The 18,061-nt window shown below is 67.5% G+C and carries 16 protein-coding genes and 1 pseudogene; 7 read left to right on the top strand and 10 right to left on the bottom strand.

The window, feature by feature from the left end:
* Positions 1 to 2: 2 nt before the first annotated feature.
* From QH276_RS13825 to QH276_RS13805, 5 genes are read right to left on the bottom strand one after another with little or no spacing between them, the layout of a single operon-like run.
* Positions 3 to 998 carry an MCE family protein gene (locus tag QH276_RS13825; protein ID WP_280401874.1) on the bottom strand — a complete coding sequence of 332 codons (996 nt, stop codon included), beginning with the start codon at positions 996 to 998 and terminating at the stop codon, positions 3 to 5.
* Positions 998 to 2,029, bottom strand: a complete 1,032-nt coding sequence (locus tag QH276_RS13820; protein WP_280401867.1) for an MCE family protein — start codon at positions 2,027 to 2,029, stop codon at positions 998 to 1,000. Before QH276_RS13820 ends, QH276_RS13825 begins: the two co-directional genes overlap by 1 nt.
* Complete coding sequence (locus QH276_RS13815; RefSeq protein ID WP_280401868.1) at positions 2,026 to 3,567, bottom strand: MlaD family protein; 1,542 nt, start codon at positions 3,565 to 3,567, stop codon at positions 2,026 to 2,028. Before QH276_RS13815 ends, QH276_RS13820 begins: the two co-directional genes overlap by 4 nt.
* A gap of 4 nt (positions 3,568 to 3,571) precedes the next feature.
* Entirely contained in the window at positions 3,572 to 4,435 is an 864-nt protein-coding gene (locus QH276_RS13810; protein ID WP_280401869.1) for an MlaE family ABC transporter permease, read from the bottom strand.
* A gap of 4 nt (positions 4,436 to 4,439) precedes the next feature.
* Positions 4,440 to 5,258, bottom strand: a complete 819-nt coding sequence (locus QH276_RS13805; RefSeq protein WP_280401870.1) for an MlaE family ABC transporter permease — start codon at positions 5,256 to 5,258, stop codon at positions 4,440 to 4,442.
* 610 nt (positions 5,259 to 5,868) lie between these two features.
* Here QH276_RS13805 and QH276_RS13800 point away from each other — a divergent pair.
* A complete protein-coding gene (locus tag QH276_RS13800; RefSeq protein WP_280401871.1) occupies positions 5,869 to 6,561 on the top strand; it encodes a serine protease in 693 nt (230 codons plus the stop codon).
* A gap of 73 nt (positions 6,562 to 6,634) precedes the next feature.
* Here QH276_RS13800 and lppU read toward each other — a convergent pair whose 3' ends face one another.
* Positions 6,635 to 7,243: an LppU family putative lipoprotein gene (gene lppU / locus QH276_RS13795; protein WP_280401872.1), complete on the bottom strand. Its 609-nt coding sequence runs from the start codon at positions 7,241 to 7,243 to the stop codon at positions 6,635 to 6,637.
* Positions 7,244 to 7,912: 669 nt separating this feature from the next.
* Between lppU and QH276_RS13790 the strand changes: the two genes are divergently transcribed.
* Entirely contained in the window at positions 7,913 to 8,809 is an 897-nt protein-coding gene (locus tag QH276_RS13790; protein ID WP_280401873.1) for a L,D-transpeptidase, read from the top strand.
* Positions 8,810 to 9,008: 199 nt separating this feature from the next.
* Here QH276_RS13790 and QH276_RS13785 read toward each other — a convergent pair whose 3' ends face one another.
* The 3 genes from QH276_RS13785 to QH276_RS13775 form a co-directional block, all read right to left on the bottom strand.
* Positions 9,009 to 11,012, bottom strand: a complete 2,004-nt coding sequence (locus tag QH276_RS13785) for a M13 family metallopeptidase (protein WP_280400500.1) — start codon at positions 11,010 to 11,012, stop codon at positions 9,009 to 9,011.
* Positions 11,013 to 11,073: 61 nt separating this feature from the next.
* Complete coding sequence (locus QH276_RS13780; protein ID WP_280400501.1) at positions 11,074 to 11,547, bottom strand: DUF4190 domain-containing protein; 474 nt, start codon at positions 11,545 to 11,547, stop codon at positions 11,074 to 11,076.
* A gap of 142 nt (positions 11,548 to 11,689) precedes the next feature.
* Positions 11,690 to 12,469, bottom strand: a complete 780-nt coding sequence (locus QH276_RS13775; RefSeq protein ID WP_280400502.1) for a pirin family protein — start codon at positions 12,467 to 12,469, stop codon at positions 11,690 to 11,692.
* Between the two features lie 195 nt (positions 12,470 to 12,664).
* Between QH276_RS13775 and QH276_RS13770 the strand changes: the two genes are divergently transcribed.
* From QH276_RS13770 to QH276_RS13750, 5 genes are all read left to right on the top strand, one after another.
* Entirely contained in the window at positions 12,665 to 13,165 is a 501-nt protein-coding gene (locus QH276_RS13770) for an NUDIX hydrolase (RefSeq protein ID WP_280400503.1), read from the top strand.
* 79 nt (positions 13,166 to 13,244) lie between these two features.
* Complete coding sequence (locus QH276_RS13765) at positions 13,245 to 14,540, top strand: MFS transporter (protein ID WP_280400510.1); 1,296 nt, start codon at positions 13,245 to 13,247, stop codon at positions 14,538 to 14,540.
* Between the two features lie 61 nt (positions 14,541 to 14,601).
* Positions 14,602 to 15,357: a LamB/YcsF family protein gene (locus tag QH276_RS13760; RefSeq protein WP_280400504.1), complete on the top strand. Its 756-nt coding sequence runs from the start codon at positions 14,602 to 14,604 to the stop codon at positions 15,355 to 15,357.
* 20 nt (positions 15,358 to 15,377) lie between these two features.
* Complete coding sequence (locus QH276_RS13755) at positions 15,378 to 16,052, top strand: 5-oxoprolinase subunit B family protein (protein WP_280400505.1); 675 nt, start codon at positions 15,378 to 15,380, stop codon at positions 16,050 to 16,052.
* A complete protein-coding gene (locus QH276_RS13750; protein ID WP_280406753.1) occupies positions 16,049 to 16,909 on the top strand; it encodes a biotin-dependent carboxyltransferase family protein in 861 nt (286 codons plus the stop codon). The genes QH276_RS13755 and QH276_RS13750 overlap by 4 nt, the downstream gene beginning before the upstream one ends.
* Here the strand turns inward: QH276_RS13750 and QH276_RS13745 are convergent.
* A pseudogene (locus tag QH276_RS13745) lies at positions 16,902 to 18,035 on the bottom strand (DUF4185 domain-containing protein); the annotation flags it as partial. The gene QH276_RS13750 and the pseudogene QH276_RS13745 overlap by 8 nt on opposite strands.
* Positions 18,036 to 18,061: the final 26 nt, after the last annotated feature.

Genomic DNA, 18,061 nt, shown 5'->3' with positions numbered 1-18,061 from the left:
CCTCATCCCTGGCACCCCTCGGCGACTTGGGCGAAGCACAACCAGTTGTCCGGGAACAGCCACGGGATACCGACCTCGGCGTAGTTGCCGTTACCCCACGCGTTGGCGAGGTAACGCACCGACGGCGGCATGATCGACAGCAGCCGGTCCAGGTTGTCCTTGTTCTTCTGCAGGCCCGCCGCCATGGTGTTCAGCTGGTCGAGCGTGCCGCTGAACTGGTTGTTGTTCTGCGCGCCGATCGCCTGCAGCTGGGCGGTCAGGGTGGCCACATTGTCGAGCAGGGTGCGCAGCAGTTGCTGGCGTTCCACCACCCGCGAGGCGATGGCCTCACCCTGGGTGATGATCAGCAGGGCGCTGTTGCGGTTGTCGGCCAGGATGGTGGTCACCCGGTCGAGATCCTTGATCAGCTGTTCGACATCGCCCTTGCGGCTGTCGATCACCTTGGCCAGCGCGCCGATACTGTCCAGCGACTGGACGACCAGTTCCGGCGAGCCGTTCAACTGTTCGTTGAACAGGTTCAGCGATTCGGCGAGCTTGCCGGGATCGAGTTCCTGGAACTCCGGGGTGCCCTTGTCGATCACATCGGCGAGATCGTAGGGGACCGCGGTATTGGTTTTCGGGATCCGGTTGTCCGGCAGTCCGGAGCCGTCGCCCGGCTCCAGATCGACGTAGCGCGCGCCGAGCAGGGTGGCCATCTTGATGGATGCGCGGGCATCCGGGCCGAGTTCCACATCGCGGTTGACCCGCAGGGTCACCAGGACGTGGTCGCCCTCGAGTTCGGCGGCCGACACCGTGCCGACCGGCACCCCGGCCACATCGACCTTGTCGCCGACGGAGATTCCCGCGGACTGGACGAACTCCGCCTTGATCGACTGCTGTCCGATGCCGAAGTTGCTGAACACCGACGAGCCGATCACCAGCGCAGCGATGGCGACGACACCGATGATGCCGAGGCCGAAATAGCGATTGTTGTTGAACCAGGTTTTGAGTGAGGTCATCATGGCCGGCACACCGCCGATTGCGAATTGCCGCCGATCTGCGAGAACAGACCGCGGGGGAACAGGACTCCGTACAGCGAGACATCCAGCCGGCAGATATACGCGTTCGCGTACGCGCCTTCGGAGGTGAATCGTCCCGCGTCGGCGAGGATGGCGGGCAGGTCGATCGCCGCCTGATCGAGTTTGGCGCCGTTGGCGAGGAACAGGGTCAAAGCGTCACGTGTCGAATTCTGGACGGCCTCCAGCTTCGGCTGGATATTGCCGACCATCCCGACGAGCGCGGTGGTGGCGCCGGCGATCTGCTCGGTGGAGCCGAGCAGCGATTGCCCCTGCTCGTACAGGCCGCCGATCAGCGCCCTCGTCTGGGTTATCAGCGTCTCCAATTCGTCCCCTCGTTTGGCCAGGCCGGCCATCACGCCACTGAGGTTGGTGATCACATCACTGAGGATGGCGTCACGCCGCTGGAAATCGGTGGCCATACTCGCGGCCTGGGTGATGAACGAACTCAGCGAGACCCGGTCGCCCTGCAGGGCGAGAATGAAGGTCTCCGAGAGCCGGTTCACCTGCTCGGGTTCGAGCACCTCGAACAGCGGCTGGAAACCGTTGAGCAGCGCCGAGATATCGAAGGACGGCTCGGTGCGATCAACAGGGATGGTGGCGTCCTCCGGCAGCTGGGAGGTATCCCCGCCGGAGCCCGGCGCCAGCGCCACATAGCGCTGACCGATGAGGTTCTGGTATCGGACCAGCGCCTTCGTGTTACCGAACAGGGTCTGATCGTCCTGCACGATGAAGGTGACCTTGGCGTTGGCATCGTCGGTCAGTTCGATGTCCTCGACCTTCCCGACGCGGACCCCCGCCATCCGGACATCGTCGCCCTCACGCAGGCCCAGGACATCGGTGAACACCGCGGAATACGATTTCGTCCCGCCGTCGACGGTGCGGGCCAGGGTATTCCACACCAGCACGGTGACCAGCACCGATACCACTGCGAACAGGCCGAACCCGATCAGCGGTTTGCGGACCTTCCTCACGCGGCCTCCTCGGTCACTCGCAAGGTTCCGCCTTCGAGGATCGAACTCAACATCAGATACTCCACCGAGGTCGGCTGCCGGCCGAGCAGAGCCGCCACGGCAGCGTCGCCCTCGTAGCTGATCGGCCGGGCCGCGGGTGCGGCGCCGGCGGTGCCGTTGTCCGCGGCGGGCGCGGCGGCACCGGGTACGGCCGGCGGGGCCGCCGGCTGTTCACCGGGCTGCGCGGCCGGCGCGGGCGCCGGAGCACCGGGCAGACCCGGAAGCTGCGGCAGGCCCTGCGGGAACAAACCTTCCAGCGGGGTTCCGGCGAACGGGTTGTTCACCGGCGCGGGCGCCGGTGCAGGCGCGCCGGCCTCGGCGGTGATACCGGGGATCGGCGGCAGACCCGGGATCGGCGGCAGCACCGGCAGGCCGTCGGCCGCGGTGAGCCGGCGCGGTTTCATCTGCTCGGGGAGGTATCCCGGGTCGGCCACGGCGGGTGCCGTGAAACAACTCGGGCCGGCCAGATCGCCGTAGCGCGGGCAGTCCGCGACGGTGTTCGGATTGAACGGCGTGAACGAGACACCGGCGTTCCACACCATCTGCTGCTGCGGCCCCCAGCTGAACGTCGTGCGCAGGGCGCGGGCCGAGTTGTTCAGGTTGGAGATGGCATTGGTGATGGCAGCCGGGTTCGAGGCCAGCGCGCCGAAGGTCTGGTTCGTGCCGACAGTGAGCTCTTTGCCGATATTCGGGTTCCGCGCGAACAGATCGTTGACCTGATCGACTGTGCTGCCGGCGCCGCTGATCAGGTTCACCAGCTGCTCGCGCCGGTCGGCGATGGTGCTCGCCGTCTGCACCGAGGAGGCCAGCACGTCCATCAGCTCGGGCGCCGATTCGTTCAGCGCGTGCGCCGAATCCGCGAAGTCCTGCAGGAAGACGCCGAGGTCCGGGATGGATTCGTCGACCGCGGTCAGCCAGTGGTCGAGCCGTTCGATGGTCGAACCGGGCGCCCGGCCGCTGCCGTCGAGCGCGTAGGACAGGGTGCCCAGGACGCGGCCGAACTGCATCGGGTCGATCTTGTCGAGAATGTTCTGAACCGTGGTCAGCGTGTCCTGCAGGGCGATGGTGCCCTGGCTCTTGTCCTCCGCGATCTGCGAGCCCTCTTCGAGGTGGCCCTCGGTGGGGCCGTTGTAGAGCAGCTCCACGGAGGTGACGGCGAACAGGTTGCTGGGTACCACGCGGGCCGTGACGTTCGCCGGGATCTGCTCGACGAACTCCGGCTTCAGCTCGATGTTCACCTGCTGGAGTTCGCCCTGCGCGGCCACCGACACTTTCTCGACCGCGCCGACCAGCACTCCGCGGAATTTCACATCCGCCTTCTCCGGCAGGCCGTCACCGGTTGTGGTCAGGTTGGCGGTCACCCGCACCTTGTCCACGAAATAACCCTGGTAGCGGGCCATCAGGAAAGTGAGTACCACGGCGAAAACGACCAGGCCGCATACGCCGGCGATGAGCAATTGCTTCATCGTGGGCCCGCGCCCACTCGGATCGATGATCATTGCGCTACCCCGAGATCCTGATGCCGGGGTCGACACCCCAGATGGCCAAGGTCATGAAGAGGTCGACGAAAACGACCACGATGATGCACATCTTGATCGCGCGACCGGCCGCCACACCCACGCCCTCCGGGCCACCGGAGGCGAAAAAGCCGTAGTAGCACTGGATGAACGTGGTGATCGCAACGAAAATTATTGCTTTGAGCAGCGAATACAGCACGTCCGTCGGAATGAGGAACTGGTAGAAGTAGTGCTGATAGGTTCCGCTGGCCGTACCACCGATCAGCTGCACGGTGACCGAGCAGGAGATATAGGCCATCGCGAGGCCCAGGCAGTACAGCGGCAGGATGGTGATCATCGCGGCGATCATCCGCGTGCTGACCAGGTAGGGCAGCGGCCGGATCGCGATCGATTCCAGCGCGTCGATCTCTTCGGAGATACGCATCGCGCCGAGTTGCGCGGTGAAACGGCAACCGGCCTGCGCCGCGAATGCCAGGGCGGCGAGCAGCGGCCCCAATTCGCGGGTGGTGGCGAACGCCGAGATGGCGCCGGTCAGTGGGCTCAGACCGAGCAGGTCGAGCGAGGTATGTCCCTGCAGACCGACCGTGATTCCGCCGAAGGCGCTCAGGATGAGTACGACGCCGATGGTTCCGCCACCGACGATGAGATTGCCGTTGCCCCAGGTGACGTCGGACAGCAGCCGCCACACTTCCTTGGGGTACTGCTTGAATGCCAGCGGCATGGAACCGATGGACCGCAGGAAGAAGAAGACCTGGTGCCCGAGCCGGGCGAGCATATCGACCGGCGCACCGGCCACATTACGCAGCTGCTGAAACGGTTTCAGCAGCGGAGGTACATAGGTTGCGGACACCTGCTCACACCACCTGGGGCGGGAACAAGGTGTTGTACACCTGGGTGAAGATCACATTAGCTCCGAACAACATCACCGCGGACATGACAACGGCGGTATTCACCGAGTTGGCGACACCACCGGGACCGCCGCGGGTGTTCAATCCGGTATCACAGGCGATGATCGCCGCGAGCAGACCGAACAGCAGCGATTTCAACAGAGCGACAAACAGATCGAGCGAAATTGCGAACGATGCGAAGGTCGAGATATACGAACCCGGAGTGCCGCCCTGGACAAAGATATTGAAAATATAGCCGGTCAGAAATCCGACGAAGACAACGAATCCGCAGAGCAACACGCTGACCAGCATTGCCGCGCCGAGTCGCGGCGCGACGAGCCGGCGCAGCGGATCGACACCCATCACCTTCATGGCGTCGATTTCTTCGCGAATGGTGCGGGAGCCGAGATCGGCGCAGATGGCCGAGCCGACGGCACCGGCGATCATCAGCACGGTGACCAGTGGCGCGCCCTGCTGGATGATGCCGAGACCGTTTGCCGCGCCGATGAACGAGGTGGCGCCGACCTGCTGTGCGACGGCCCCGACCTGGATCGATACGATGACACCGATCGGGATGGCGACCAGCAGTGTGGGGGCCGCGGCCACGCTGGCCATGAACGCGCACTGCCGGATGAACTCGTCGAGCGGGAATCGGCCGCGGAAGATACTGACCACGAGCTCGGTGACCGCCTCGACAGCCATCGTCATCTGGCGGCCGAGAGTCTCGAGGGAACGTCTGGGGTGGTCGCGCCAGTAGTCCCGCGTCCACTCGACCGCTCCGCTCAACCGAGAACCTGTTGGTGGACTCTTGGTCGACTGCACTGACTAACCCCTCTCGACGTCGGTTACCTACCCCGACGGCTGGTTTGCTTGAGGCACCTTACTACGTAGTAGTGCGAAACACACCATAGACGGGTGAGGGCTGTCATAGACGTTCATCACTCCGTGGCGTGACCATCGAGTTATCGCACTTGTCTTGGTGCATATCCCAATGGGAGTTCCGCGATTCTGGAAGAACCTACAGCTGACCGGGGGATTAAGCCCGTTCCGAGCCGAGATCGTGACAGAACCGCCGTTCACTTAAATAACGGAGGATTTTCCTGAAAATTACCGATTCGCGGCGACATGGAGATTCGACTGTTACGCGACCCGCGTCGCCGAATCCGCGATTATTAATAGCGTCCGGCTATTCTTTCGAAGGTATCGTGGCCGGAGTTTCGCGCAGTCCGGCGCCGCCCGTGGCGCATCCGGCCGAATGCTCGACCGGGAAGCCGAACTCGCAAGTGCCGCAACGGCACCCGCGAGTAACGGCGACTCGGGGCGCGCGTCGCGGCCGTTGCTGCCACGATGGGGTGCCACACATTGATATCGTGCGGGCTTCGAGGTCTGGAGGGATATGTTCACCAAAATCGCCCAGGCGGCCGGTGCCGTCTTCACCGTCGTACTGAGTGCGGCATTGCTCGGCTCCCCGGCGGCCACCGCCGATCCCGGCCGGCCCGTACTCGGCGGCGGATCGGGGCTGATCGTCTCCTCGGAGCCCGGTCATATGTCGGATATGGCGATCCAGTGCACGCTCACCACGATCGGCCACGACCGCTCCGGCAGGCTCGTCGGCCTCACCGCCGGACACTGCGGCACCCCTGGGCACGAGGTGTATTCCGAGCAGGACCCGGGCGCCGGCGCGCTGGGCCGGTTCGTCTACTCGAACTCCGAACTCGACTACGCGGTGCTGGAATTCGATGCCGGGCGGGTCACCCCGGTCAACCGGGTCGGCAATCTCAGCATCACCGGCGTCGGGGCACCGGCGCAGTTCCCGAACATCGTCTGCAAAGAAGGCCGGACCACCGGCAACACCTGCGGTATCGCCTATGGCGATATCTTTGCCAGCAGTATCGAGACCTGGTCCCAGATGTGCGTGATGGAAGGCGATTCCGGTGCGCCGGTCGTTGTGGGCTCGACGCTGGTGGGCATGGTGAACGCCTACCTCGCCATCGCCTGCTTCGGCCCGGAGGTGGGGACGAATATGTCCACCATCATGGGCGATATCGACCACCGGGGCGGCGTGGGCGCGGGCTTCCGGCCCATCTGATCCCGGCCCATCGGGCAGAAGGAAAAACGAGCGGGCACTTGCGGCCCGCTCGTTTTTCGTTTCCGGATCGGTCTCAGAGTTCCTCCACGCAGACCACGAAGCGGCGTTCCGAGTACACATACCCGCTGCTTCCGGCCCCGCAGGCGTTCACATCGTCGGCATTCTGCTCGATCGCGACCACTTTCACGCCGTCCACGGCCGTGGTGTCGCCGCAATCGATACGTTCCGGACCCGTGGTCCCGGTGCCGACATCCATACAGCCGCCGACCACCCAGTCGATATCCAGGCACAACGCGCCCATCTCCACCCCGTTGCGGCTCTCGGCGTAGTAATTGTCGGCGTCACCGACGCATTCGTCGCTGCGAGCGGCCTTCCCGATCACCCGGTAATTCGACGCGCCGGTCCCGCAGGGTGCCTCCTCGATACTGGCGTCGGTGGTCGTACCACCGAGTTGTACGCAGTCGCCGACCTCGGCCTCGAAGCCCACGATCCCGCTCTCCTCGGTGGTCGTCGGCGCGGCGGTCGTCGTGGTGGGCGCCGATCCGGGACCGGAATCGGGCGTGGCCGTCACATCCACCGCGTTCACTGTCCCGGTTTCGGTCACCGGCAGCGCCCGGCCGTCGATCGTGGCACCGCACCCGGTCATCACCAATGCGGCTGCGGCACCCGCCACCGCCACCATCCATCGAGACGAAGTCCATCCAGACACGCACAGTCCTCCCGCTGCGACGCCGAACTCTTCCCCCGCCATCGAATCCGTACCTCACTACAGCTTTATTCGGAACAACACGCCATGAATACACCATGGCGACGCGAGCGTCGACTCGGTGAGACCTCACACGGGCGGGGAGGGCCCCGCCTGATCGTGCCCGGCGCTGCCGCGGCGAGTGACCGGTGACATATGTCATCGGGAGGTTTGAACGCCGGCGGATCGATTTATCGGCGGTCCCCCGGCGAAAGGGTGGAAACGCGCGGCTGGCGGGGGTATCGAGGGCACGGCAGTTCAGGCAGCACTACAGCTGTGCCCCATGCCACCGGTCATGCATCACGGCTATGTAACGGAAACTGTGAGTGGTCACGAACAGATGAAGGCAGTAGGAATGAACACGGAGCGGAAGGCGCGCCAGCGCGGACGGCACGCGGGCCGCGCTGTACCACGCCCGTCGGGGCCGCTCCACAACTCCACGACCCGCGCGCGGTACCGCGGCGCTCCGCGCCGGATCATCGCGGACCGCGGCGACGTGGAGGCGCTCGACAACTCCGGGAACACTCGCCGGGGTGCTCCGCCGGACGTACCGGTGGCCCACCGGCCGCCGCACGCTCCAGAGTCGATGGGACGGACGAACACCTTATGTATGTCACCGAGAACACCGGGTCGCTGCCGGCCGCACGGCGGGCCGCCCGCCGGCTTCGGCAGGGTGTCCTGCTGACGGCCGCGATCGCCACCGCCACCACCGTGGCCACCGCGCCCGCCGCGGCACTACCGGATCTCCCCACCGGATCGGCCGGGATCACCGCGCCCGAGCCCGCCCCGCCGAAGGCGAATTTCGCGCCACCGGCCATCAACCCCGCCGAGGGTGAGCAGGTCGGGATCGCGCAGCCGATCATCATCAATTTCAAGGAACCGATCTCGGACCGGGCCGCCGCCGAACGGGCCATCAAGATCACCCCGTCGACCGAGGTTCCCGGGCATTTCTATTGGTGGAGCGATAAGCAGGTGCGCTGGCGGCCGGATGCGTTCTGGCCCGCGCAGACCGACGTGGTGGTGGAGGCCGGCGGTAGCCGCAGCGCCTTCCGTATCGGCGACGCCGTGATCGCCACGGCCGACGACAACACCAAGATGATCACCGTGACCCGCAACGGCGAGGTCGTGCGCACGATGCCGACCTCGATGGGCAAGGTCGACCACGAAACCCCGAACGGCACCTACATCGTCGGCGAACAGCGGCGCCAGATGGTCATGGACTCCTCGACCTACGGTGTGCCGATCGACGCCCCCGAGGGCTACAAACTGGACGTCGAGTACGCGACCCGCATCTCCAACAGCGGGATCTTCGTCCACGCCGCCCCGTGGTCGGTCGGATCGCAGGGCTATGCGAACACCAGCCACGGCTGTCTGAACGTGAGCACCGAAGACGCCAAATGGTTCTACGAGAACGTGGGCAAGGGCGACGCGGTGATCGTGCAGAACACCCAGGGCGGAACTCTGAACGCGGGCGACGGGCTGGGGGACTGGAACGCTGTGTAGTCGGAGGCGCTCCGCGCCTCGAGAGGGCGGGGCCCTATTAACCCCTGGTCTTCACTCCTCCGCTCCTCCGCTTCGCTCCCCCGCTCCGTCGCTCCAGACCAGGGGCGGGCCCCGCCTCCGGGAGTTGGGCCAGAGCGCAGCAAACTACGGCGGTGCACCGTTCCAGGTGCATCGCCGCTTTTCTGTTCAGGGGTGAGACTCACCAGATCTTGACCCGCTCCTCGGGGGCGAGGTAGAGGGCGTCCTCGGGTTTCAGTTCGAAGGCCTCGTGGAAGGCGTCGATATTGCGGACGACGGCGTTGCAGCGGAACTCCGGCGGGGAATGCGGGTCCACGGCCAGCCGGCGGATCGCCTCCTCCGGACGGGTCTTGGTGCGCCAGACCTGCGCCCAGCCGAAGAAGACGCGCTGCAGGCCGGTGAGCCCGTCGATAACCGGCGGCTCCTGGCCGTTCAGCGAAATCCGGTAGGCCTCCAGCGCGATCGACAGGCCACCCAGGTCACCGATGTTCTCGCCGATGGTGAACTCACCGTTCACGGTGTGGTCGTCGGGCAGATCGGCGGGGGAGAGTACGTCGTACTGGTCGATCAGGGCGCGGGTGCGTTTGCCGAACTCGGCACGGTCGGCATCGGTCCACCAATCGACCATATTGCCGTCGCCGTCGTATTTCGCGCCCTGATCGTCGAACCCGTGCCCGATCTCGTGTCCGATCACCGCGCCGATACCGCCGTAGTTGGCGGCGTCGTCGGCGTTCATATCGAAGAACGGGGGCTGCAGGATCGCGGCCGGGAAAACGATCTCGTTCATTCCGGGGTTGTAGTAGGCGTTCACGGTCTGCGGGGTCATGAACCATTCGTCACGGTCCACCGGGCCGCCGAGTTTGTTCAGGTCCCGGTCGTGTTCGGCGGCGTAGCCGCGGCGGTAATTACCCACCAGATCGGCCGGATCCACGATGACCGCCGAATAGTCGCGCCAGCGGTCCGGGTACCCGATCTTGGGCGTGAACTTCTCGAGTTTGGCCAGCGCTGCCTGCCGGGTGGCCGGGGTCATCCAGTCGAGGTTCGCGATATTGCGGCGGTAGGCCTCGCGCAGATTCTCCACCAGCTGCACCATCGCGGCCTTCGCCTCGGGCGGGAAGTGCTCGGCCACATAGAGTTTGCCCACGGCCTCGCCGAGCAGTTCCTGCACCAGCGAAACTCCGCGCTTCCAGCGCTCCCGGTTCTCCTGGGCACCGGTCAGGGTGCGACCGTAGAAATCGAAACTCTCCTCGACCAGGGCCTCGGTGAGATAGGCCGCGCGGGCTCGCAGTACCCGCCACTGCGCCCACAGCCGCCATTCGGACAGCGGCACCGATTCCCAGGCCTGCGCGAAGGTGCGCAGGTAGTCGGGCTGCCGGACGACCAGTTCGGACAGCAGCAGCGAACCGTCGGCCGGCACACCCGCGGCCAGGCCGTCGGCCCAGGCAGCCCAATCGAATTCCGGGTTCTGCTCGGCGAGTTCGGTGAAGGTCGTGAGGTTGTAGCTCAGTTCGGCATCCCGGCGGCGCACCACATCCCAGTGGCCGGCGGCGAGGGTACGTTCCAGTTCGAACACCCGCGCACCCGCCGATTCGGTGTCCAGTACCTCGGCGAGAGCGGGGTCGGCGGCGGCCAGGGCGAACATCCGGTCGATATGGGCGATATAGCGTTCCCGGATCTCGGCGTAGTCGTCGGAGCGGTAGTAGGACTCGTCGGGCAGACCGATCCCGGATTGGGTGGCGTAGACCAGATACCGCTGGGAGTTCTTGTCGTCGGTGTCGACATAGATCGCGACGGCGCCGGAGACACCGGTCCGCTGCAACCGGCCGATCAGCGCCGCGAACTCGCCGCGATCGGTGGTCCCGGCCACCGCGGCCAGTTCCTCGGCGACAGGTGCCAGACCCGCCGCCTCGACGGTCGCGGTGTCCATGAAGGACGCGTACAGATCGGCGATCTTGCGCGCATCGCTACCCGGTTCGCCCGTGGCGTTGCGGATGATCTCCTGAACGTCCAGTTCCGCCCGGTCGTACAGCGTGCGGAAGGCGCCGTCGACCGCCCGGTCGGCGGGTATCTCGTACTCCGCCAGCCAGGCGCCGTTGACATGCGTGAACAGGTCGTCCTGCACCCGGACGGCCGGGGCGAGATGGGTCAGATCGATACCGGAGGGGCTGGTCACGTCAGAAGTCACACAACCCAGTATGCCGGTGCCCGGCGCGGCGCCGCGGCACGTTCGAGCGGGGAGTGTCCGGTCAGTTGGTCGGGGGCGGCGGGGCGATGGTCACCCCGAACTGGTCCTCGATCCGCTGATTGAACTGATCCTCACACTGCGAGACCGCCTGCTGGTCGCTGCCCGCACGTTCGAGGCAGTCGACGAAATCCTGGCCGCCGGTATCCTGCCAGAACCCCCAGCCGATCACCCCGAACACCGCCGCGGCGGCGATCGAGACGACCCCGAGGATCAGGGCGATCACCGCCATGACCCCACCGCCGGCGGTACCGCGCCGGGCTTTCACCGCGGCGATCACACCGAGGACCACGGCGATGAGCCCGAAGAACAACCCGCCGAACACGGTGCAGAAACTCAGCACCGCCAGCACCGCGAAGACCAGCGCGGCGACCGCCATACCCCGGCTGCGGGACGACTCCTGCCAGTACTGCGGCGGACCACCGTGCCCCGGGTACGGGTCCGGCGGGGGATAACCCGGGGGCGGTGGGTAGGTCATACGTTCCTCCTCGGCTGGGCCGGTCACGACCATCGGCGGAATCGCTCGAGCGCGACCCGGAGTTCGTCACCATTGTCGGGGGTGGTGGGCGTCCGGGTCGAGTCCCGGCGCGCGGCACCGGATTCGGCCAGGTGGGGGCAGACTACGCGGCACCGCCGAGCCGGGCGTGCATTTCCCAGATCAGCACTTCCGCCGGTTCGGCCGCGGACAACCGCTGCCCGCCGGAGTGGGTCAGGCGGACCGCGTCGCCGGTATCGAGCCGGCCCACGCCCTCCATCTCGACCGCGCCGCGGGCCACGAAAACATGGACGTAGGGCGCGTCGGGCAGATTCACGGCCGGCTCTTCGGGAGACAGTTTCGCCACATGCAGCGCCGAATGACTGCTGTTGATGGCGATCGCGGTGCGGTCCCGGTACCGCGGTAACCCCGAGGCCACCGTCACCAGCCCGCCCGCGGCGAGTTCGTCGTCGATCTCGAGCTGCTGGTAGCCCGGTTCGATGCCGGGTTCGTCGGGCAGCACCCACATCTGCACGAAATGCACCGGTTGTTCGTGTTCGGCCCGGCCCGGATCGACCCGCCAGGAGTCGTTCTTCTCCGAATGCCGGATCCCGGTGCCGGCGCTCATCCGCTGCGCGAGACCCGGATAGATGACCCCACTGTGGCCCAGCGAATCCTGATGGACCAGCGACCCCTCCAGCACCCAGGTCACGATCTCCATATCCCGGTGCGGATGAGTATCGAAGCCCTGGCCGGGTAGCACGATATCGTCGTTGTTCACCAGCAGCAGGCCGTGGTGGGTGTTCTCGGGGTCGTAGTGCGCGCCGAAGGAGAACGAATGTTTGGAATCGAGCCAGGAAACCCGGGTCTTCATCCGATCACCACCGCGGTGGAGGTCGATATGCGGCGTGGGCGGTGTGGGCATCACACGGCTCCTTTCCGGCTCGGGCACAATGACCTTTCCCGTGGGGCCACCCCGGCGCCCCGTGTCGTCGATTGTCCGCTCTCGGCATTTTACGCGAGCGACCTGGGGGTGAACGCCCGGTGAGCAGCGGCGGGCGGTCATAGCGGTACGGCACGCGGTCGTCGAAAATGGAGAAACCGGACCGGGAGGTGACAGATGCGCCCCGAAGCGCTCGCGCGAATCGAGCAGCGGCTACGTGCCGGTGCCCGCCGCGACGGTGTCACCGACCTCGTGGTCGGCGTGGCGGTGTTCCGAGCCGGCAAACTGCTGGTGGTACGTCGCGTCCCCGGTGCCGATCTCGGCGGAATGTACGAACTGCCGGGCGGGGGCGTCGAGGACGGCGAAACGCTCACCGAGAGCGCGGTCCGCGAACTGTACGAGGAGACCGGGCTGGTGGCCCGCCGGATCACCGAGTTCCTCGGCTGGTTCGACTACGCGACCCGCACCAAGGCCAAGGTGCGCAAATTCAGTTTCCTGGCCGAGGCCGAACCCGGTGAGATAACCCTGGAACCCGACGAACACGATGCCTACGCCTGGATCGACGCCGATGCCCTGGGCACGCTGCCGATGGCCCCGGATATGCGCGAGGCCGTCGACCTGCTGATCACCGAAGAGCGCGGACCGGCCGGAATACGCTCGGGCCCGCCGAACGGGTAGCGTCGCGGCCGTGTCCAGCGTCGCGCCCGAACCCATCGCACCGGGCCCCGCGGCCGGCCCGGACGAGCGGAAACACGATTTGCGCGCCGTCCGCGACGCGGTCCGGACCAGCCCCGGCGCGCTCCGGTTGACGCTGGTGCGATTCAGCAGCCAGTTCGGCGACGGCATGTTCCAAGCAGCCCTTTCGGGGGCGATCCTGTTCAACCCGGAACGGGAAACCGATCCACTCGCCGTCGCGGCGGGGTTCGCGGTGTTACTGCTGCCGTATTCGGTGATCGGCCCCTATGCCGGCGCCCTGCTGGACCGGTGGGATCGGCGGCTGGTCCTGCTGATCGCCAATCTCCTGCGCGGGCTGCTCATCCTCGCCGTGACGGCCGGCCTGCTCACCGGGATCGATGCAAGCCCGCTGCTACTACTGGCCCTCGCGGTGGTCGGGATCAGCCGGTTCACCGCGGCCGGGGTCTCCGCGGCGCTGCCGCGGGTGCTGGCACAGCGGTGGCTGGTGCCGGCGAACTCGGTGCTGGCCACCGCGGGTTCGGCCTGCGCGGCGGTGGGTGCGGCGGCCGGCGTGGCCGTGATCGGCCTCATCGGAGCCGGGGATACGGGCTCGGCGGTGGCGGTCGCGGTGAGCGCGGCCGGGTCGGTGGCCGGTGCGCTGCTGGCCGCGGGCTTCCGGCCGCGGGTTCTCGGGCCGGAAACGATATCCGGTGCCACCGCCGGCGCACTGCGCGCGGTGCTCGCCGGCCTGGTGGTGGGCGCGCGGGCGGTGCGGCATTCGGTGGACGTCTCCACCGCGATGATCGGGATCGGCACCCACCGGATCGTTTTCGGCGCCAACACCCTGATCATGGTGCTGGTGCTGCGCGAATCGCCCGCGGACGCCACCACCGTCGACAGCGGACTCATCGGCTTCGGGGTCGCGATCACCGCGACAGCGTCCGGGATGCTCGGCGCTGCGTTGATCACCCCGTTCCTGATCCCCCGGCTGGGGCGGGCGCGCACGGTTCTGCTGGCCTTGTCCTGCGCGATATTCGTCCAGCTCGCATTGGTCGCGCCCACCGCGCTGGCCGATTCGGCCGACGCGACCCAGCGCGCCCATCAGCTGCTGCTCGCCGGCGCCTTCCTGTTCGGCCTGGCCGGGCAGACCATCAAACTCACCGGCGACGCCGCCATGCAGATCGATATCGCCGACGACCGGCGCGGCCAGGTGTTCGCCCTGCAGGACACGGTGTTCAATATCGCGTTCGTGCTGGCGGTCGCGCTCACCGCGGTGGTGGTCCCGGCGGACGGCCGCTCGATCGTGGTGGTGCTGGTGGGTGCCGTCTGCTACGGGGCGGGCGCCGTCGGGGTACTGCTGAACAACCGGCGGTCGTGACGCCTCCGGTTTCGGCCGGGCGCCGGCCGGGGACAATGGAGACAGGCGGAAGGAGGCCGGCGTGGGACTCGATCTGAACAGCGATCTCGGTGAGGGTTTCGGGGCGTGGCGGATGGGCGACGATGCCGCCATGCTCGATATCGTCACCAGCGCGAATATCGCCTGCGGCTTCCATGCCGGCGATCCGGTGATCATGCGCCGCACCTGCTCGCTGGCGGTCGCGAAGGGCGTCCGGATCGGCGCCCATATCGGCTACCGGGACCTGGCCGGATTCGGCCGCCGGGCGCTCGATATCGCACCGGCCGAGCTGCGCGACGAAACGCTCTACCAGATCGGCGCCCTCGACGGTTTCGCGCGAGCGGCGGGGGACAGGGTGCGCTATGTGAAACCGCACGGAGCGCTCTACCATGCCGCCGCGGCCCGGCCCGCCCTCGCCGATGCCGTGGTCGCCGCGCTGCGCGAATTCGATTCGGCGCTGGCGCTACTCGGCCCGGCCGGCACCCATCTGCAGGAATCGGCGGCGCTGGCGGGTATTCGTTTCGTGAGTGAGGGCTTCGCGGACCGGGCGTACACCGCCACCGGCGGGCTGGCCCCGCGGGACACTGCCGGCGCGGTACTGGACCCGGACGCGGCACTGGCCCAGGCGGTGACCCTGGCGGAAACCGGGACGGCCCGGGTCGCGGGCGGCGGCGGAACCGTCGCGGTGTCGCCGGACAGTATCTGTGTGCACGGCGATACCCCGGCCGCGGTCCAGATGGCCCGGCGGATCCGGACCGCCCTCGAAGACGCGGGAATCGCGGTAGCGTCGTTCACCTGAGCGAGCGCGGAACGGGGTGAGTGAGCTTGTCGCGAACGCCAGGGGACCGGGCGGCGGTGCGGCGCGCCGGTGACCGCGCGCTGCTGTGCTGTCCGCATCCGGATCGGGTCGCCGCCCTGGCCACGGAATTGGCCGCCCGCTCGCTGCCCGGCGTGGTCGATCTGCTTCCGGCCGCGGAAACCGTTCTGGTGACCCTGGATTCGGCGACTTCCGCCACCCGGCTGCATTCCGAGCTGGAGCAGTTGGTCACCGCGGTGAACGAGGCCGAAAACGGCAATGTTTCCCGTGGAACATCGCCTTCCGGCGATCCGGTGCGGATTCCGGTCCACTACAACGGACCCGATCTCGCCGAGGTCGCCCGCGCAGTGGACTCGACGCCGGAAGCGGTCGTCGCGGCGCATACCGGCACGGTGTGGCGGTGCGCCTTCGTCGGATTCGCACCCGGATTCGGTTACCTGCGGTCGCCGGACGGCCGGCTCGACGTGCCCCGGCGGCCGAGCGCGCGCACCCGGATCCCGGCCGGTTCGGTCGCCCTGGCCGGCGGCTATTCGGCGGTGTACCCGCGGGAGAGCCCCGGCGGCTGGCAACTCATCGGGCGTACCGAACTCGACCTGTGGGATACCGGCCGCGATCCGCCGGCGCTCATCCGGGCCGGCGCGTATGTGCGGTTCTACGATGCGGCGGCCGGACGATGATCGTGATCGAAGCGGCCGGGCCACTGGCCACCGTGCAGGATCTCGGCCGGCCGGGCTGGTTCGATTCCGGGGTCGGCCCGGCCGGAGCCGCCGACCGGGCCGCGCTGCGGCTGGCCAATCGGCTGGTGGGCAATCCGGAAACCCACGCGGGAATCGAGGTGCTGCTCGGCGGTCTGACGTTGCGAGCCGAGGAATTGGTGCTGGTGGCGGTGACCGGGGCACCCGCACCGGCCACCGTGGACGGCACCCCGGTCGGGCATGCCGGGCTGTTGTGTCTCGACCCGGGCCAAGTGCTGCGACTGGGTTACACCCGCACCGGTCTGCGGAGTTATATCGGTGTCCGCGGTGGCCTGGATATCCCGCCGGTCCTGGGTTCCCGCAGCTACGACACCCTCTCCGGGATCGGTCCGCCACCACTGCGGGCAGGAACCCGGCTTCCCGTCGGGCCTTCGCCGGGAACGTGGCCGGCCGTCGATCAGGCCCCGCAGCCGGATCTCCCGGAGCTCCTCCAGATCCGCGCCCTGCCCGGACCGCGTGCCGATTGGTTCACCGACCCCGCCGCCCTGTTCACCGGGCACTGGACGGTCGGCCAGGACACCGACCGCGTCGGCGCCCGGCTCGACCGCGCGGCCGGCCCCCCGTTGCGCCGCGCCGGCGCGGCGGAACTGCCGGCCGAGGGGATGGCGCTCGGCTCGGTGCAGGTCCCGCCCAGCGGGCAACCCGTGGTCTTCCTCGCCGACCATCCGATCACCGGTGGCTACCCGGTGATCGCCGTCGTGCTCGACGCCGATATCGACCTGATGGCACAGGCCCGGCCCGGTCAGCGGATCCGGTTCCGCCGCGGCCGCCTCATTTGATCTCCGGCCGAGCCGGTGACAGCCGGGCGTGCATCAGGTACACGTTGTAGGAATCCCATTCCGATATCGTGAAATACAGGTCCCGCGCCGTGGACCAGGGATGAAGGAACCCGCCGTACGCCTTCGGATAATCGGCGGTGGACACCAGCTGTACCGGCTCCGACCAGACGCCCTGCGCTACCGCCGCGGTCCGCAGGACGATCGCTCCCCGCGCCGGATCCAGATACGACATCTGCCACAACCCCGTTTCGGTATCGAACCGCACGGAGAGCTCACTGGCGATCCCCGGCACCAGTGGCGTGGCAATGTTCTCCGCGGCCGGTGCCCAGCTGCCGTTCACCCAGTATTGGTACGCGGATTTGTTCAGCACCTCGTCCTTCGGCACCCGGGCCAGCCCGATCACGCCGATCCGGCCGTTGGGTGTGCCGAACATGTACACATAGTCGCCGTGCGGGACCATCGCCGCGACCTGGAACCGGCCCAGCCCGAACAGGTTCTCCCATTTGGCGTGCTGATCCTTGACCCAGGTGCTGCCGTTGTCGTCGGAGTAGGCGATACCGCCGTAGTTGGTCCACCACAGGCCCGGTATCCGGCTCCAGCGATTCACCGACATATAGCTCAGATACTGCCGGTCGCCGAGGGCGAAACCGGAGGTCGGGATGGTGGTGGTCTCCCAGTTCTTGATCTTGCGGCTACCCAGCAGTTCCGCGGCGTGGCAGCGGCTGTCCTGCACCATGGTGTCCAGGCGCAGGCCGTCGGACAGGTCGCGGTCGGTGCTGTAGGCCAGGATATTGCTGCGCCAATCGGCGTCGGCGCTACCGGCCCCGCCGGGCACCCAGCCCTTGCCGAAGGTATCGCCGAACACCACGGCGACCTTGCCGGGCTCGGTCTCCCACATCAGTCCCAGATCGGTGCCGTCGACCTGCCAGCGCATATCGGTGCGGTTCGCCGAGCCGGGTCCGGTGACCTGCTCGACCAATCGCACCTCGTCCACCCGCGGCGGGGGCGCGGGGGCGGCCCCCCGCCCCGGGGGCGCCCGGGGGTGGCCCCCCGGGGGGCCTCGGGGGGGGGGGGCGCCGCCGCCGCCCCCCGCGGCGGGTGGACGAGGTGCGATTGGTCGAGCAGGTCACCGGACCCGGCTCGGCGAACCGC

The sequence above is a fragment of the Nocardia carnea genome (assembly GCF_029869215.1).
Classification (GTDB): Bacteria; Actinomycetota; Actinomycetes; order Mycobacteriales; family Mycobacteriaceae; genus Nocardia; species Nocardia carnea_B.
This window is presented reverse-complemented; position numbering and strand designations above follow the sequence as displayed.

Bases quoted from the DNA above. Each gene is read 5' to 3' on its own strand.
- lppU (WP_280401872.1), bottom strand. From the start codon at position 7,243: ATGGTGGCGGTGGCGGGTGCCGCAGCCGCATTGGTGATGACCGGGTGC.
- QH276_RS13815 (WP_280401868.1), bottom strand. From the start codon at position 3,567: ATGATCATCGATCCGAGTGGGCGCGGGCCCACGATGAAGCAATTGCTC.
- QH276_RS13790 (WP_280401873.1), top strand. From the start codon at position 7,913: ATGTATGTCACCGAGAACACCGGGTCGCTGCCGGCCGCACGGCGGGCC.
- QH276_RS13775 (WP_280400502.1), bottom strand. From the start codon at position 12,469: ATGCCCACACCGCCCACGCCGCATATCGACCTCCACCGCGGTGGTGAT.
- QH276_RS13750 (WP_280406753.1), top strand. From the start codon at position 16,049: ATGATCGTGATCGAAGCGGCCGGGCCACTGGCCACCGTGCAGGATCTC.
- QH276_RS13825 (WP_280401874.1), bottom strand. From the start codon at position 998: ATGACCTCACTCAAAACCTGGTTCAACAACAATCGCTATTTCGGCCTC.
- QH276_RS13800 (WP_280401871.1), top strand. From the start codon at position 5,869: ATGTTCACCAAAATCGCCCAGGCGGCCGGTGCCGTCTTCACCGTCGTA.
- QH276_RS13780 (WP_280400501.1), bottom strand. From the start codon at position 11,547: ATGACCTACCCACCGCCCCCGGGTTATCCCCCGCCGGACCCGTACCCG.
- QH276_RS13770 (WP_280400503.1), top strand. From the start codon at position 12,665: ATGCGCCCCGAAGCGCTCGCGCGAATCGAGCAGCGGCTACGTGCCGGT.